This window comes from Ketobacter alkanivorans, from assembly GCF_002863865.1.
Lineage (GTDB): Bacteria > Pseudomonadota > Gammaproteobacteria > Pseudomonadales > Ketobacteraceae > Ketobacter > Ketobacter alkanivorans.
In genome coordinates this window covers 887,454-904,394 of record NZ_CP022684.1, presented here as the reverse complement: position 1 = coordinate 904,394, position 16,941 = coordinate 887,454, and the positions used below count along the sequence as shown (strand labels likewise).

The following is a 16,941-nucleotide window of genomic DNA, read 5'->3' as shown; positions in this document are numbered from 1 at the left end:
GCATGTCTGATTCCAAACCCACACTGGAAACATTGCGGGACACAATCGACCAGCTGGATCGTCAGATTCAGGAGTTGATCAATAAGCGTGCAAGCTGTGCCCAGCAAGTTGCGGATGTAAAGCAAGCGGGTATGGAAGAGGGCGAGAAAGCCGTCTTTTATCGCCCTGAGCGAGAGGCTCAAGTGCTACGGCGGGTGATGGAACGCAATAGCGGCCCCCTGAATAACGAATCCATGGCGCGGCTGTTTCGTGAAATCATGTCGGCCTGTTTGGCGCTCGAAGAACCCATGAGCATTGCGTATCTGGGGCCGGAAGGTACTTTCACCCAGGCTGCAGCGCAGAAACATTTCGGCCACGCCGTGCGTACATTACCCATGGCGACCATTGACGAAGTGTTCCGTGAAGTGGAATCCGGCAGCGCTCATTACGGAGTGGTGCCGGTTGAAAACTCCACTGAAGGGGTCGTCAACACCACATTGGACTCCTTTACCCATGCCAATGTCACCATCTGTGGTGAAGTGGAGTTGCGCATACACCACCATTTATTGGTGGGTGCCAACACCAAAGAGAATTCCATCAGCCGCATCTACTCTCACCAGCAATCATTTGCCCAGTGTCGCCAGTGGTTGGATGCGCACTATCCCGCGGCGGATCGAATCCCCGTCAGCAGCAATTCCGATGCGGCCAAGCGTATGCAGAGCGAATGGAACGCTGCAGCCATTGCCGGTGAAGTCGCCGCTGAAATTTATGGCCTGAAAAAGGTTGCCTCCAACATTGAAGACAACCCCCATAACAGCACCCGTTTCCTGATTGTTGGCCGAGAGCATGTGCCCAGTTCGGGGCAGGATAAAACCTCAATCATTGTGTCCATGAAGAACAAGCCCGGTGCCCTCTATGAATTGCTGGCACCCTTCCATGAGGCAGGCATCATGCTGACCCGAGTGGAAACCCGCCCATCCCGCGATGGGACCTGGGCCTATCTCTTCTTCATTGATTTCGAAGGCCACGAAAACACGGAATCCGTCAAAAACGTACTCAAGCACGTAGAAGAACTGGCGGTGTACGTGAAGCGACTGGGTTCCTACCCCAAAGCGGTTCTTTAATATGACCTGTGATTACATAGCGTTGGCGACAACTGGCGTGCAGGGGCTGACCCCTTACGTGCCTGGTAAACCGATAGATGAGCTGGAGCGGGAGCTTGGCATCAGCAACATTATAAAGCTGGCCAGCAATGAAAACCCGCTGGGACCCAGCCCCAAAGTGTTGCAGGCACTGGATCAGGTCAAGGCAGATCTGACTCGATACCCGGATGGCAATGGCTTCAGACTTAAGCAGGCGCTGGCCGCTAAGCTGGGTGTAAAAGCAGACACCATTACCCTGGGCAATGGCTCCAACGATGTTCTGGATCTGATTGCCCGCGCGTACCTGTCAGCAGGTGATGAGGCGATTTTTTCCCAGTACGCCTTTGCGGTTTACCCGATTTCCACCCAGGCCTGTGGTGCCACTGCCGTTGTAACGCCCGCTAAAGACTGGGGCCATGATCTGGCCGCCATGGCATCTGCCATCACCGATAAAACCAAGTTGATCTTTATTGCTAATCCTAACAATCCAACCGGCACCTCTTTTGGTCGGCAGGAATGGGAGCGCTTTATCAGCAAGGTACCCGAGCACGTACTGGTCGTGTTGGATGAAGCCTACATAGAATATGTGGAGAACGATGCTGTTCTCAATGGTGTGGATTACCTGAATCAGTACCCCAATCTGATCGTGACTCGTACATTTTCCAAAGCATATGGTTTGGCAGCTTTGCGGGTTGGATACGGTCTGTCTCATCCTCAGGTGGCAAACGTATTGAACCGTGTGCGCCAACCCTTCAATGTGGACTCCTTTGCTTTAGCGGCGGCAACGGCCGTTCTGGATGATGAGAGCTATCTGCAACGCAGCCGTGATTTGAATCGGCAGGGCCTGCAGCAGTTTGAGGAAGGTTTCAGAAGCCTCGGATTGGAATACATTCCTTCTGCGGGCAACTTTATTACGGTGCATTTTGAGCAGCAAGGTACCGCTGTTTATCAAAAATTGTTACTCGAAGGGGTTATCACCAGGCCCGTAGCGAATTACGGCATGGCTAACTCACTGCGCATCAGTGTTGGTTTGCCGGAAGAAAACCGCCGTTGCCTGGATGCGCTGGCCAAGGTGTTGGCGCAATGTTAAAGGATGCCTCTCTGGTTCAGCCTATGAATCGTGTCACGATTGTGGGGCTGGGCTTGATAGGTGGATCTTTTGCATTAGGTCTCAAGGCTCACGGGCTATGCAACGAAATAGTCGGTTGCAGCCGCTCCCAAAGCACCCTTGATAAAGGCTTGCAGCTGGGCGTCATTGATCGCGCCGAGCCTGACATACTCAAAGCGGTTGCCGGAGCCGATCTGGTGATGCTGGCAGCCCCTATAGGTTCCACAGAAACCCTGTTGCGCGCCATGGCCCCGGCCCTGGATGGCAGCGCCGTTGTTACCGACGCGGGTAGCGTAAAAGGCAATGTTGTGGCTGCCGCCAAAGCCGTGTTCGGCAAGGTGCCTAACTGGTTTGTGCCAGGCCATCCGATCGCCGGGTCTGAACGCAGTGGTGTTGAAGCCGCCAAGGTCGATCTGTACCAGAATCACAAAGTTATCCTGACACCTCTGCCGGATACCGATCCTGACGCCTTAAACCTGGTACAGCATGCCTGGAGTGGGATTGGAGCAGAAGTGCTCACCATGAGCGTGGAACAGCACGACAGCGTGCTGGCCGCCACCAGCCACTTACCGCACCTGCTGGCATTCTCGCTGGTGGATACCTTAGCTAAAGAGGATGAAAATCAGGAAATATTCCGGTACGCTGCCGGCGGTTTTCGCGATTTTACCCGCATAGCCTCCAGTGATCCCACCATGTGGCATGATATTTTCATTGCCAACCAGCAGTCCATATTGGATGTGATAGGTCACTTCAGTCGCGGGCTCGAAGTATTTAAAGCAGCGGTGGAACAGCAGGATTCCCAGGCCATGCTGGGCATCATGACCCGAGCCAAGGTGGCGCGGGATCATTTCACCAAAATGTTAGCAAAGCGTGCATACAGTAAGACTATGACTGAAAAGAATGTTGTGTTCACTGCCCATCGTGGCGGTGAGGTAAAGGGTTCCATTCGTGTACCTGGCGATAAATCAATTTCCCATCGCTCCATTATGATGGGGTCTCTGGCCGATGGCGTCACTGAAGTGTTCGGGTTTCTGGAGGGCGAGGACAGCCTGGCTACCCTGCAATCCTTCCGCGACCTTGGGGTCACCATCGAAGGCCCCAATAATGGACATGTAAAAGTTTATGGTGTGGGTATCCATGGCCTGTTGCCGCCCCACGGGCCGCTTTATCTGGGTAACAGCGGCACTTCCATGCGCCTGCTGGCGGGCTTGTTGTCCGCCCAGAAATTTGACGTGGAACTGACCGGTGATGAATCCCTGTCCCGCCGCCCCATGGGGCGCGTGACCAAGCCTCTGGCCATGATGGGAGCCAAAGTGGATTGTCGTGAGGATGGTACGCCACCTCTCAAGATCAAAGGCGGTCAGCCCCTTAAAGGCATTCATTACGATATGCCCATGGCCAGCGCTCAAGTGAAATCCTGCGTGTTACTGGCGGGTTTATACGCCGAGGGTGTCACCAGCGTCACAGAACCAGCGCCGACTCGTGATCATACCGAGCGCATGTTGCGTGGTTTTGGTTATCCTGTAACCACAGAGGGCAATAAAATCACTTTGGTGGGCGGTGGCAGCCTTAAAGGCACCACAATCGACGTACCCGCTGATATTTCCTCCGCTGCCTTTTTTATGGTGGCGGCCAGCATTACCCCCGGAGCCGATCTTACCCTGCAGCATGTTGGTATTAACCCAACCCGCGTTGGGGTCATCAATATACTTAACGCTATGGGCGGAAACCTGGAAGTACTTAACCGGCGTGAAGTCGGGGGTGAGCCGGTGGCGGACATTCGTATCCAGCATGCCAAACTGAAAGGGATTCATATCCCCGAAGATCAGGTGCCGCTCGCTATTGATGAATTCCCCGTTTTGTTCGTTGCGGCGGCCTGCGCCGAAGGCACCACCGTACTCACCGGTGCCGAGGAGCTGCGAGTGAAGGAAAGCGATCGTATTCAAGTCATGGCGGATGGGCTACAGGCGCTGGGTGTTAAGGCTGATCCGACGCCAGATGGCATCGTCATTGAAGGTGGTGCATACGGCGGTGGTACCGTTGAAAGTCATGGAGATCACCGCATTGCCATGTCTTTTGCAGTTGCCGCGCTGCGGGCAGGTGGCAACATCACCATAAACAATTGTGCTAACGTGGCAACTTCTTTTCCTAATTTCGTCGAACTGTCACGGAAAGTGGGTATGAAGCTGGATGTCGCAGAAGTAGGAGAATCCAATGGCTAGCAGTCCAGCTACAGCACCGGTCATCACCATTGATGGTCCCGGCGGTTCCGGTAAAGGCACAATTGCACAAAAAGTAGCGCAGTTCCTCAATTGGCATCTATTAGACAGTGGCGCACTATATCGATTAGTGGCGCTGGCGGCCAGTAATCACGGCGTGTCTCTGGATAATGAGCAAAGCCTGCAGATATTGGCCGAAAACATGGACGTCCAGTTTCTGGTAGACGATCCGGAGCAACCTATTCGAGTCATTCTGGAAGGGGATGTAGTGACCAGAGACATCCGTTCAGAGGACGTGGGTCGTGATGCCTCAAAAGTAGCCGCTTTACCGAGTGTTCGGGCGGGCCTGTTGCAGCGTCAACATGACTTTCGGGAGGCCCCGGGCCTGGTGGCCGATGGCCGGGATATGGGCACAGTCGTGTTTCCTGATGCAGAACTGAAGATATTCCTGACCGCAAGTGTTGATGAGCGAGCGCAAAGACGCTTCAAACAGTTGCAAGAGAAGGGCATGAGTGCTAATTTAGCCGACCTTCAAGCAGCGATACAATCCCGTGATGAGCAGGACATGAATCGCGCAGTGGCGCCTTTGGTGCCAGCGGATGATGCATTCGTAATAGACAGTACTGACATGAATATAGATGAGGTGTTCACCGAATTAATGAATCATGCCAGACAAAAAGGGCTTGTGAAGTAGTCTGAGTGGCTCTGTTAGCCATATAAGATTAGGCAAGCTTGCACCGGGCACCGCCCGGAAATAAGAATAAAAGCGTATGGGGACTCACCTCAGGGTGGTTTTCATTCGCTTTTTGGCGTTTTTCAACACCGTATTTGCCAGCTGGTGCTGAAAAACTGAATAAAACAACCCGTACGGTGCTGGTAGCGTATGGCGGTAATCGCTAACTTTGGTTAGCAATTAAACACAGGTAAAAAAAATGAGCGAAAGCTTTGCCGAACTATTTGAAGAAAGTCTAAAAACACTGGACATGACCCCTGGTGCCATCGTTAAAGGTACCATTCTTTCCATCGATGATGATTGGGTAACTGTCTATGCCGGGTTGAAATCCGAAGGTGTGATTCCCCGTGAGCAATTCATCAGCGAAGCTGGTCAATTGGAAATTGTCGTCGGTGATGAAATCGACGTAGCCCTTGAGTCTTTGGAAGATGGTTGGGGCGAGACCCGTCTGTCCCGTGAAAAGGCGAAGCGCGCTGAGTCCTGGAAGCGTCTGGAAGCAGCCTTTGAAGCTACTGAAGTGGTTAAAGGTGTTATCAACGGTAAAGTCAAAGGTGGCTTCACTGTGGATATCGAATCCGTTCGTGCCTTCTTGCCTGGTTCATTGGTTGATGTTCGTCCGGTGCGCGATACTCTGCACCTGGAAGGCAAAGAACTCGAATTTAAAGTCATCAAGTTGGATGCCAAGCGCAACAACGTGGTGGTTTCCCGTCGTGCAGTTCTTGAAGCAGAGAACAGTGCAGAGCGCGAAGCGCTGCTGGAAAAACTGCAAGAGGGTATGGAAGTCAAAGGTATCGTCAAGAACCTCACCGATTACGGTGCGTTTGTTGATCTGGGCGGTATCGACGGTCTGTTGCACATCACCGACATGGCTTGGAAGCGCATTAAGCACCCAAGCGAAATCGTGGAAGTTGGCGACGAGATCCTGGTAAAAGTATTGAAGTTCGACCGCGAGCGCAATCGTGTGTCTCTGGGCCTCAAGCAGCTGGGTTCTGATCCTTGGGTTGAAATCACTAACCGTTACCCAGAAGGTAGCCGCGTGAAAGCCAAGGTTACTAACCTGACTGACTACGGTTGTTTCGCAGAGCTGCAGGAAGGCGTTGAAGGTCTGGTTCACGTATCCGAAATGGATTGGACCAACAAAAACGTACATCCTTCCAAAGTCGTATCCATCGGCGAAGAAGTTGACGTTATCGTTCTGGATATCGACGAAGAGCGTCGTCGTATTTCTCTGGGTATCAAGCAATGTAAGCCCAACCCATGGGAAGAGTTCGGCACCAACTTCAACAAGAACGACAAGATCTCCGGCAAGATCAAGTCCATCACTGACTTTGGTATCTTCATCGGCCTGGACGGCGGCATCGACGGTCTGGTTCACCTGTCTGATATCTCATGGGATCTGCCCGGAGAAGAAGCAGTTCGTGAATACAAGAAGGGCGACGAGATCGACACCGTTATCCTGTCTGTAGATCCAGAGCGTGAGCGCATCTCCTTGGGTATCAAGCAACTGGAACAAGATCCATTTGCACAGTACGTACAGGATAACGACAAGGGCGCTATCGTAACCGGTACCGTTAAGTCTGTTGACGCGAAAGGCGCTGTGGTTGAGCTGATTGAAGGCGTTGAAGCTTCTCTGAAGGCCTCTGAATTGAGCCGTGATCGTGTTGAAGATGCACGTTCACACTTGAACGAAGGTGATCAGGTTGAAGCTCGCATCATCAGTGTTGACCGTAAGAATCGCGTGATCAGCTTGTCTGTTAAAGCGAAAGACGTGGCGGATGAGAAAGAAGCCATTAAGTCGCTGAATCAGACTCAGGAAGCTGCACCGAAAACCATCGGTGATCTGATCAAGCAACAACTGGAGAACGCTGACAAGTAATTGTTAACGTTGTCTGAGAAAGGGCGGCTGCCATTTAGGTAGCCGCCCTTTTTTTATGTCGCAGGGAAGAGCGTCTATTGCTTCGCAGTTCAGTTCCATAAACAATTCGTATACGATGACATTTGGTTAATTGGGCTGTTTAGGAGTGATCATGAAGCAATTACAAGGCAAGGTGGCGGCGATTACCGGAGCGGGCTCCGGGATTGGCCAGGCTTTAGCAATTGAGTTGGCGAAGCTGGGCTGTGAGCTTGCCATTTCGGATAGAAATGAAGCTGGCCTGAAGGAAACCGAAGCGCAGGTTGTTGCTGTGGGGGCAAAGTGCACATCCTGTTTGCTGGATGTAGCGGAGCGAGAGGCCGTTTACGCTTGGGCCGATCAGGTGGTTGCCGAACATGGCAGGGTAAATCTGATTTTTAATAATGCAGGCGTTGCGCTTAGCGAAACCGTCGAAACCATGAGTTATGACAACTTCGAGTGGCTCATGAATATTAATTTCTGGGGCGTAGTGTACGGCACCAAAGCGTTCCTGCCTTATCTGAAACAGTCAGGTTCCGGTCACGTTATTAATGTTTCCAGCGTCTTCGGTATGATTGGTGTACCCACCCAGAGCGCTTATAACGCAGCAAAATTTGCAGTTCGCGGATTCACCGAGTCCCTGCGTGAAGAGATGGCTATAGAAGGCGCCAATGTTAACGTGACCTGTGTTCACCCTGGTGGTATCAAAACCAACATTGTTCGCAGCAGTAGGATCGGTGAGGTTGGCAAGGCAGGCACCAAAGATCCCGTTAAGGCGGCAAAGATGTTTGATAAGGCTGCGCGAACCACACCTCAGGAAGCCGCCCGTGTAATCATCGAGGGCGTGTTGAAAGATAAGGCAAGGGTGTTAATCGGTACAGATGCTCGTGTCATAGATACCATGCAGCGACTGCTGCCCACAGGGTATCAGAAAATCCTGATATGGGGGGCCAAGCGTAATCACGCCAAGCACAGTCAGTAGTGTCAGAATATACTAATAAAAAAGGGCTCAGATTGAGCCCTTTTTTACGTTAGGTGTCTGTCTGAATGTTGTTTACTGCTTCATCCATTGCTCCAATGCCAGCAACTCATCGCCGTTCAGCATACCGGCAACCCGCTTTAACCGCAGCGAGTTAAGCACGTAGTCAAAGCGCGCGTTAGTGTAGTCCCGCTCGTTCTGAAACAGGTTGCGTTGTACGCTCAGAACATCAACGATGGTTCGTGTACCTGCTTCATAACCTGCCTGGGTGGCATCTAAAGCGACTTTGGCCGAGATCGTGCTTTGCTTGCGAGCGTTAACCTGAGCTACGTTAGCAATAGTAAGCTGATAGAAGTTGGTGGCATCCTGAATGGTTTCGCGTCGAGCCTGATGTTCCAGGTCTTTAGCAGCCAGATATTGAAACTGAGTTTGTCTGCGGTTCGCACTGACAGCGCCTCCGGTATAAAGCGGCACTTCGATCTCGATCGCAATCACATTGCTGGTAGAGTCTGGGGTAGCCGATCCAAGTGATGTCATGGCGTCAGTGCTGTTATACGCATGAGTACCTACCAAGTCGATAGTAGGCGCATGTTTGCCTCGCTTGCTTTTGTAGTTCTGCTGAGCGGCTTCTGCGGAGTAAATTGCAGCTTTCAGTTTTGCGTTGTTTGCCATTGAGGTTTCGATCCACTGGTTTAGATCGATGGGCTCCGGCGGCAGAATGGGCAGATCTTCACTGAGATCTACAACGTTGTCGACGTTGGTGCCGGTAATGGTGTCCAGAAGCCGTAGCGCCACGAATTGCTCACTCTCTGCACTTATACGCGCGCTGACAGCAGTATCATAGGCGGCTTGCGCTTCATGAACGTCGGTAACGGCCACCAGGCCCACTTCAAATCGCTGTTTGCTTTGTTCCAGCTGCCGAGCGATAGCTTCTTGCTCGGCCTTGCGATAGGTGAGGTTAGCGTTGGCTCTCAGAACCTCCAAATAACGCGTAAGCACCCGTAGGATGAAATCCTCACTGGTGCTCTGAAATTCAGCGCTGTATTGGCTGTCTAGTGCCTTACCTAATTGATAAGTGTGCCAGTTATCCAGTCTGAATAAAGGTTGGCGCAGGCTGGCTGCATAACCATGGCCGTCATAACTATCCTCACCTACGTCATCGTATTCCACATCGCTGTGGCTAACCGACCCACTTAGCCCGATTTGTGGTAATAAGCCTGACCGATTCTGATCAATAACCTGTTGATTGGCGGAGTAGGTGTTTTTCGCTGCGGCCCACTGAGGGTCATTTAACAGGGCAAGTTCATAGGTCTGCTTTAGCGTAAGCGTTTCCGCCTGGCTTAGTGATGCGGCGGTCAGACATATTGCTGATGCTATCATTATCTTGATTTGACTGATCTTCATGCAAGGCCCCGTTGTATGGCTATTTTGGGATAATCTTAATGTGAGTGTATTATTGTCCACTGGTTCACTCGAGTGAAGGGTTATTTATGCCGGATAGAGATCTGTTGTTGGCATTGCTGGCAAATATTGAAACGGAAATGCGTGAGATTGATCTGTGGGAGGCTCAGTCACCGCCAACGTCTGCGTTTGAAAGCCAATTGCCGTTTTTCTATGACACCATGAACTTTTCACAGTGGTTGCAGTGGGTGTTCGTAGCGCGTTTTCGAGCCATACTTGAGGGCCAGCACCCGCTGCCGCCAACGTGTGAAGTGGCCCCTATGGCAGAAGAGTATTTTAAAGAGCTGGACATATACTCGGATCCGGTACTGGGGTTGTTGCGTTGCTTTGATGAGGAGTTTTCATAAGGAGCACTGTCAACACCGTTAGGATGCCAGGTTGCTGTTCTCGAGCATGGTCTCTTTGATTTTATTTCGCAGTGCATCCAAACGGATGGGTTTGGTGATGTATTCATCCATGCCCGCTTGCAGACAAAGTTCCCGTGACTCTCCTACAGCATGAGCTGTCACTGCAATGATCGGTTTTCGCGGTAGCCTGTTTCTAAGTTCAAACTCCCGAATGTGACGGGTAGCGGCATAGCCATCCATCTCCGGCATTTCACAGTCCATTAACACAACATCGATTTCGGTGTGATTTTCAGAATAGAAGTCAAACGCCTCTTTGCCGTTCGTTGCAAATTCAGCGGTTGATCCCAGTTTGGTAATAAGTCCCTTCACAACCACCCGATTCACTTCGTTGTCTTCAGCAACCAGTAGCTTTATGGCCAGCTGCTCATTTTGCTCTGGCTCGGTCGTTTTGTTCTTGCGCATTTCCACCGGCAGATCCGTGTTTTTTCCTACTTCGAAGCGACAGGTGAACCAGAATGTAGATCCTTTGGATGCTTCACTTTCCACTCCTATGTCACCGTTCATGATATGAACCAGCTCCTTGCATATTGAAAGGCCCAGCCCGGTGCCGCCATAGCGGCGAGTGGTAGAACTGTCTGCTTGGGTGAATGGGGTGAATAGATTTTTCTGTATGTCTCTTGGGATGCCGATTCCGGTGTCTTTCACTTGAAAACCGATGACGATTCGGTTGTTGCTGTGCTCTTCGATGGTGGCAATGATTCCAATGCTGCCGTGCTTGGTAAATTTGACAGCGTTACTCATTAAATTCAGTAATACCTGACGCAGTCGGGTAGGGTCGCCAATCAGGATCGGGGGGATATCTTTGGCGACACGAGTATAGAAACTTAGATTGCTGGACAATTCTTTGCTTTGGAATACAGCTAAGCACTCGTCGATCAGGTCGTGAGGATTGAAGGGGGCCCGTTCCAGATCCATGCGCTTGGCCTCGATTTTAGAGAGGTCAAGAATGTCATTAATCAGATGCAGCAGTGCGTTGCCTGAGTTGTAGATTGTGTCCACATATCGCTTCTGTTCTTTGTTCAGCGTGGTCTCTCGAAGTAACTCGGCGATGCCGATAACACCGTTCATGGGTGTTCGGATTTCATGGCTCATCTTGGCAAGAAATTCACTTTTGGCTGTGCTGGCTGCTTGAGCTTTGTAGGCTTCACGCATTTTTTCCAGCAGCTGGGTCTGGGCTTTGGACTTTGCTCTTCGCTCTTCGGTGAAAAAGCTGCCAAATGCCATTGAGAGTAGTGCTACTTCGATCGAGGCACCAATTTGCGCAGCGTTTTCTGTCAGGAAGTTACTGGGTATAAGGCCGGTATAGTTGAGCGCGAACAGAGTAAAGCCACTTGCGACCGTGAGCCAGGCCAGGGTGTAGTAACGCGCCACATGAACGCCGTTCACCCACGCCATGATCCCAGCAGCCAGGTTTAGCATGACTGACCCGATGAGCGTATACATTATGGTCTGGAGCAGTGAGCTATAGCCTCCAACGAAGCTGAGAATCATCAGGCTTGCGCCTAGCAGTGCGCAGGCACACATGGGTAGAAACAGTTTGGGAACGTATTTGCGTATATTGAGAAAAAATATGGAGAAGAGCTGAGAGAATGTGACCATGCCACCGAGAAAGAATATTATCGAAATCTGATTCCAGGTGGGCCAGGTGGGCCAAAGATACTGATAAGCAAAACCGCGCCAAGCCGAAAAGGCAAACATCTGACAAAGCAGATACATGACGTAATACAAGTATGAGGTGTTGCGTACTACAAAGAATAAAAATAAATTATAAAAGAACATGATGAACATGCCGCCAATGAATACACCCTGGCCAAGCATGAAGCTCTGATCTGCTTTGATAAACTCCGCTTCCTCCCACAAGAAAAGCGGCATTTTTACCGAGCCTTCGGTTTCAATCCTGATGTAGATTTCGGTGGGTTCCGTGGCTGGAAGGCTCAATGGGAACAGAAAGTTGCGGTGATCTATCGGGCGATGCTCGTGTGGGAGTCGGTCACCAACGTGGTGTGCCTGAATGATTTCGTTGTTACGAACAATGTAAATGTCTAGATAATCTATGAGGGGGTAGTCAACATTCAGCAGCCACTCGGCCCTCTGGCTGTGGCCATTTATCAAGGTGGTGTGAAACCAGAACGCCGATAGGTTATAGCCAAAATTTGGAATAATCGAATCAGTATGAACCCAGTCGTAATCCTGGTGTTTGTTTATAAAATCACTGACCCGTGCATTGCCTTCAGGATCTTCCAGGATTTCGAGGTGACTGGAGAGGTTGAATACACTTTGCTGCTCGTCGATTATGACGGATGCGACCGGAGCGGCAAACGCTAAAGACGTGCAAAGAAACATGCCTGCGCAAAGCAGCAGTTGTCGTACTGTGATTATGAAACCCGATGTATGCATGTAAGCCTTTACTGGAATTGGAGTGACTGATGCAAACGGTTTCAGATGCTTGAAAAATAGCGATTCATTTTATCGGAGCGTTCCTTGACTTCTGATTCATCCATGGGAATGGCAGCCAGCTGGCCCCAGACAGGTTTAGGCCAGCACGGATCCTGCTGATTACGGCCTATCACGTGTACGTGCAGTTGGCTGACCATGTTGCCTAATGCCGCCGTGTTGATTTTGCTGCTGCCGAATGTGGAGGCAACAGCTTTGCCCAGTTCTACACAGTAAAGATGCAAGCGAACTTGCATCTCTTCAGTCAGATGATGCCATTCGCTTACATTGTTCTGTTTGGGCACAACAATAAACCAAGGGTATTGCTGATCATTCATCATCAGCAACAGGAGGTCCTCCTCATCGCGGACCAGAAACGTATCTGCTGCAAGTTGTGGGTGTAACTCAAATGCCATTAATGTTGCGCCATTCTGGTTTGTGGTGATTGCAGTGCGATAAAGTCTGACAATATCAAGCCAGTTTCTTTTAGTTCATAGTCGATTTCAATGCCTCGGTGGCTTGCCTCTGAGCTGCTTTCGTTGTCTTCAGTGCTGGTTTTCAGCTCTTCGAACGTTTTATAAGGCTGTTCGCCTTTGGCCGTACGGCGTTTGTTCTCAATCGCAAGCCTGCGGGCTTCCAGATCCTGCTTCTCTTTTTTGCGGGCCGCCCAGTTAAGGCTCACATTGGTTTGGGCTCGAGCGGAGGCAATGCTGGCCATCTGATCGAGAACATACTGAAATTCAGGGTTGTGGTTTACTCGCTCATCATGGGCTGTGCGTAAGTAGGTCAGGCTTGTTTCCAACAAAGGGTCGCGATGGTAGCGCGCCGGGCGTATCTGGTCAGAAGGCAGAGCGTTAGGGAGTGAGCTTTCGCCGATTTCATCATGATCAATCAGGCTGGGGAATTCGATATCAGGAACAATGCCTGCGTGTTGATTGCTGACCCCGGACACACGATAGAATTTTGCCATGGTCACTTTTAAACGGTCACCGCGGGAGCCGTAGTTCAGTGGTTGTAACGATTGTACCGTCCCCTTGCCGAAGGTGCGATCGCCCACAATGATGCCACGTTGATAATCCTGAATCGCACCGGCAAAAATTTCTGATGCTGATGCACTTAAGCGATTCACCATCACGGCCATCGGGCCGTCGTACAGCACATCTGGGTCATGATCTTCCAGCACTTCGATGCTGCCGTTAAAAGATTTGATTTGCACGGTGGGGCCTGTTTTGATGAACAAACCGAGCATTTGGTTCACCTCGGTTAATGAGCCGCCGCCATTGTTACGCAGATCAATAACCAAGCCATCGATATTTTGTTTTTTGAGATCTTCTATCAAGTGAGCTACATCAAATGTAGTTGAGCGACATTGGCTACCGGCGTTCTTGAGGCATTCCAGATTGGCGTAAAAAGTGGGTACGCTGATAATGCCGATCTTTTTCTTGCCACTGGCGGAATCGATTTCCATGATCTCCGATTGGGCAGCGCGGTCTTCAAGGTTCACGGTATCCCGCTTTATGCTGATGACTTTAGTATCAGAATCGCTCTTGGCATCGGCTGGAATAATCTCCAAATAGACAGTACTGTCTTTTTTGCCGCGGATTCGTTGAACCACTTCATCCAGGCGCCAGCCCACAACATCCACGATTTCATCGCGGCTTTGTCCTACACCGATAATTCGATCTGCTTCTTTCAATTGCTGGGCTTTTTCCGCGGGGCCGCCGGTAACCAGACTGACGACTTTCGTGTATTGGTCATCGCTTTGCAGTACAGCGCCAATGCCTTCCAGTTGCAGGCTCATGTTAATGTCAAAGTTCTCAGACACCTTGGGGGAAAAGTACTGCGTGTGGGGATCGTAGATCTGGGTGAAGGCGTTCATATAAATTTCGAAAGCGTCTTCGCTATTGGCCTGTTTAACCCGGTTCAACTGATTATGATAACGGCGATCCAGCGTGTCATGAATGTCTTTATCCGACTTGCCCATCAGGCGCATGGTGATGATCGTGTCTTTCAGGCGGCGGCGTGACAGGTCATTCAGCTCTTTGGTGCTTTTGGCCCAGTCGCTTTTCTTTGGGTCACGTTCCAGCGTTTCATCCTTGTCAAAATTGAACGAATCGATGCCTTTTGAAATGAGGGAGATGGAATACTCCAGTCGTTCGGTGATTCTGGTCTGGTAACGATTAAATATTTCGAACGCGGGTTGCAGGTTAGATCGTTGTAAGGCGTCATCCAGTTGCAGGCGATAACGTTCAAATTCTGCGATGTCAGATGCCAGAAAGTAAGCCTTACCGCTGTCCAGCGATTTAATGTAGTCGTCAAAAAACTCGCTGGAGAGCGCGTCATCCAGCTCGTGTTTGCGCATATGGTAACGATTTACGCCGTCCAGAATTCGCACAGAGGTGATCGCCTGCGCCCGGGTTGGCTTGAGGCTATCCGGTGTCGGTGGAATATTAGCCCAAGAAGTGCCAATAAAAGTGGCCGCTAGAATGAATGCGGATACGGACTGGAGGACGGGCTTTGTTATTAGAGTCATGACATTACCAATAAAAGCCAGTGTGTGCTGGCTGCAAAGTAAACAAAATCGATTTGCGTAGTGCAGATCTCACCTTATTACGTACACTGGACACAGATCAAGCACGTAATGGTCGACGGTACAGTAAGTGTAACTCAATCCGCCATCCATGCCCCATGTCAACTGTGACTCGTATCTAATTAATTGAAACTCAAAGAAAACTTCGTTGTGTTGATAGCATACAAAAAAGCGCTTGAAAAACCCATCGGACTGGATAGACTAGACATAATGAAAAAAATGTCTCACTGTTGCTGCCGCTAACATCAAGCAAACAGCATAAATCAGCAGCATGTTTATTGGTGAGTTAGAACGGATTTCTAATAAAAACAAATAGTTATTTGCCCGTATATGGGCCTTTTAGTTAGTAGAGGGATTTCATGATCAAATGTCAGGATGGCAGCCAACCGTTTGGTTGGCTGTACCGTGTGTGCGCGTCTGCCTTGCTTGTGGTTTCACCATTGTGCTCTGCGGCGCTTGTAGATAATTTAACCATCGCCAATCCAAAGGCACTAGCATTGGGCAATGCGGTGACTGCAGATCCTCCAGGTGTGGACTCCATTCATTTCAACCCCGCAGGCCTTGCTCGAATCCAAGGCCGGGAGGCCTTGTTTAAACTGACCGCCGCCTATTTCAATTTTAAGGCTGAATTTGGCAGCTATCATCCTGACGCTCAAGCGCAAATTGACACATGGGGTGTAGGGGCCACAGACTCAGTTGAAAACAGCGTCAGTGAAACGGATGACATTGTAATTAAGGTGCCGTTTGTCGATGGACGGCAGGAATGGCCGTTGCCGGTAATGATTGTTCCTACCGGTGGTGCGGCGTTTCGCCCTGCAGGTAAAGATTACGCATTGGGCACCGCCGCTTTTGCTCCCATGGCGGCGGGTTATGTCCGGGATGACGACGATCCAGGCCGGTTTATGGGCAAGGAGATGGCCCTCACCCGTATCACATACTTCTCCCCCAGTATTGGTTTTAAACTGAATGACGAGTGGTCTGTGGGGGCGGGGATTCACTTTTCCTATCAAGGTATTTCTGCTTATACCGATCTTCGGGTATCCCACCTGCTGCTTGGCGTTGTCAACACAGCGTTGGATCAGATCGGTTCCGGATCGGGCTGCCTGGGGGGGGCTTTTACCTTTTGCGGTGAGTCGATTAACCCCTTTGAACAATCAGTGACGTTAGAAGTTGATGTTGAAACGCCGCTCTCTGTGACCGCGGTCTTTGGTGCCTTGTGGGAGCCAACGCCTTGGTTTACCTGGGGCTTTGTCTATCACACAGAGGCCACCAACAGAATGAAAGGCAGTTATCGCATGACCTATTCTGATGAATGGCAGGGTGTGTTCGGGGCCATCAAGCGGGATGTGCCTGCGCTGACTTCCCTGCTAGGTTTGCCTTCTGGCCTGGCTGAGCAAGAAGGTGATGCCAGCATTGATCTTAAAACACCAGCGCATTTTGCTACCGGTGTGAGCGTTCGTGTGTTGCCCAAATGGAAGATAAATGTGGATGCCAAATGGACAGACTGGGCAGTATGGGAGGGTTTGAAAATTGAGTATGACAAGAAGCAAGAATTTACCGCTGTAGCGGCAGCCTTGGCACCGCAATATTCAACGTCAGATACCCTGACGATTCCGCGCCACTATGAGAGCGTGTGGAACCTGGCCTTTGGAATCGAACATCAATACAGCGATCGGCTTGCGCTGCGGGCGGGCTGGGAGCCAAGAAAGTCATCCATTCCCGACGACAAACAAGGCGTGCTGTTGCCAATAGGTGATGCAAACCTGTTTACGGTTGGCTTTGGTTACGACTGGCAAACCGATAAGCATTTCGACGTTGCCTTCGGTTACCTGCGTGCCGAAGCGGATATTCCTGCTGGCAGCAGCACCAACGCCAACAGTATGGATCCATACACCAATATTTTGTATAACCCCTATTCAGGCCTCGACATCAAAACCGAGGCAACCGCCTACTTGTTCGAGGCCAGTTACAGCTGGCAGTTCTGATGCGGGCGGGCTGA

At 50.7% G+C, this 16,941-nt stretch carries 12 protein-coding genes; 8 read left to right on the top strand and 4 right to left on the bottom strand.

Going from position 1 to position 16,941, the window contains the following annotated elements; translation table 11 throughout:
* Positions 1-2 precede the first annotated feature (2 nt).
* The 6 genes from pheA (at position 3) to Kalk_RS03660 (ending at position 8,054) form a co-directional block, all read left to right on the top strand.
* On the top strand, positions 3-1,103 hold the full coding sequence (gene pheA, locus Kalk_RS03685; RefSeq protein WP_101892912.1) for a prephenate dehydratase: 1,101 nt from the start codon (positions 3-5) through the stop codon (positions 1,101-1,103).
* Position 1,104: 1 nt separating this feature from the next.
* Positions 1,105-2,211, top strand: coding sequence for a histidinol-phosphate transaminase (hisC, locus tag Kalk_RS03680; protein WP_101892911.1), 1,107 nt, complete (start codon positions 1,105-1,107; stop codon positions 2,209-2,211).
* Positions 2,212-2,234: 23 nt separating this feature from the next.
* Positions 2,235-4,451, top strand: a complete 2,217-nt coding sequence (locus Kalk_RS03675) for a bifunctional prephenate dehydrogenase/3-phosphoshikimate 1-carboxyvinyltransferase (RefSeq protein WP_233716807.1) — start codon at positions 2,235-2,237, stop codon at positions 4,449-4,451.
* The gene (gene cmk / locus Kalk_RS03670) at positions 4,444-5,142 is read left to right on the top strand and encodes a (d)CMP kinase (protein WP_101892909.1); all 699 of its coding nucleotides are present in this window, start codon (positions 4,444-4,446) and stop codon (positions 5,140-5,142) included. The genes Kalk_RS03675 and cmk overlap by 8 nt, the downstream gene beginning before the upstream one ends.
* A gap of 238 nt (positions 5,143-5,380) precedes the next feature.
* The gene (gene rpsA, locus Kalk_RS03665) at positions 5,381-7,057 is read left to right on the top strand and encodes a 30S ribosomal protein S1 (RefSeq protein WP_101892908.1); all 1,677 of its coding nucleotides are present in this window, start codon (positions 5,381-5,383) and stop codon (positions 7,055-7,057) included.
* 151 nt (positions 7,058-7,208) lie between these two features.
* Entirely contained in the window at positions 7,209-8,054 is an 846-nt protein-coding gene (locus Kalk_RS03660; protein WP_101892907.1) for an SDR family NAD(P)-dependent oxidoreductase, read from the top strand.
* Between the two features lie 72 nt (positions 8,055-8,126).
* Here the strand turns inward: Kalk_RS03660 and Kalk_RS03655 are convergent, their stop codons facing one another.
* Positions 8,127-9,455, bottom strand: a complete 1,329-nt coding sequence (locus tag Kalk_RS03655; RefSeq protein ID WP_101892906.1) for a TolC family outer membrane protein — start codon at positions 9,453-9,455, stop codon at positions 8,127-8,129.
* Between the two features lie 86 nt (positions 9,456-9,541).
* Between Kalk_RS03655 and Kalk_RS03650 the strand changes: the two genes are divergently transcribed.
* A complete protein-coding gene (locus tag Kalk_RS03650) occupies positions 9,542-9,859 on the top strand; it encodes a YqcC family protein (RefSeq protein WP_101892905.1) in 318 nt (105 codons plus the stop codon).
* An 18-nt stretch (positions 9,860-9,877) separates the two neighbouring features.
* Here the strand turns inward: Kalk_RS03650 and Kalk_RS03645 are convergent, their stop codons facing one another.
* From Kalk_RS03645 to Kalk_RS03635, 3 genes are read right to left on the bottom strand one after another with little or no spacing between them, the layout of a single operon-like run.
* The gene (locus Kalk_RS03645; protein WP_101892904.1) at positions 9,878-12,316 is read right to left on the bottom strand and encodes a hybrid sensor histidine kinase/response regulator; all 2,439 of its coding nucleotides are present in this window, start codon (positions 12,314-12,316) and stop codon (positions 9,878-9,880) included.
* A 41-nt stretch (positions 12,317-12,357) separates the two neighbouring features.
* Entirely contained in the window at positions 12,358-12,768 is a 411-nt protein-coding gene (locus tag Kalk_RS03640) for an HIT domain-containing protein (RefSeq protein WP_101892903.1), read from the bottom strand.
* Positions 12,768-14,885 (bottom strand): carboxy terminal-processing peptidase, encoded by a 2,118-nt coding sequence (locus tag Kalk_RS03635; protein WP_101892902.1) that lies wholly within the window; start codon positions 14,883-14,885, stop codon positions 12,768-12,770. Before Kalk_RS03635 ends, Kalk_RS03640 begins: the two co-directional genes overlap by 1 nt.
* A 416-nt stretch (positions 14,886-15,301) precedes the next feature.
* Here Kalk_RS03635 and Kalk_RS03630 point away from each other — a divergent pair, with 416 nt between their 5' ends.
* A complete protein-coding gene (locus Kalk_RS03630; RefSeq protein WP_101892901.1) occupies positions 15,302-16,927 on the top strand; it encodes an OmpP1/FadL family transporter in 1,626 nt (541 codons plus the stop codon).
* Positions 16,928-16,941: the final 14 nt, after the last annotated feature.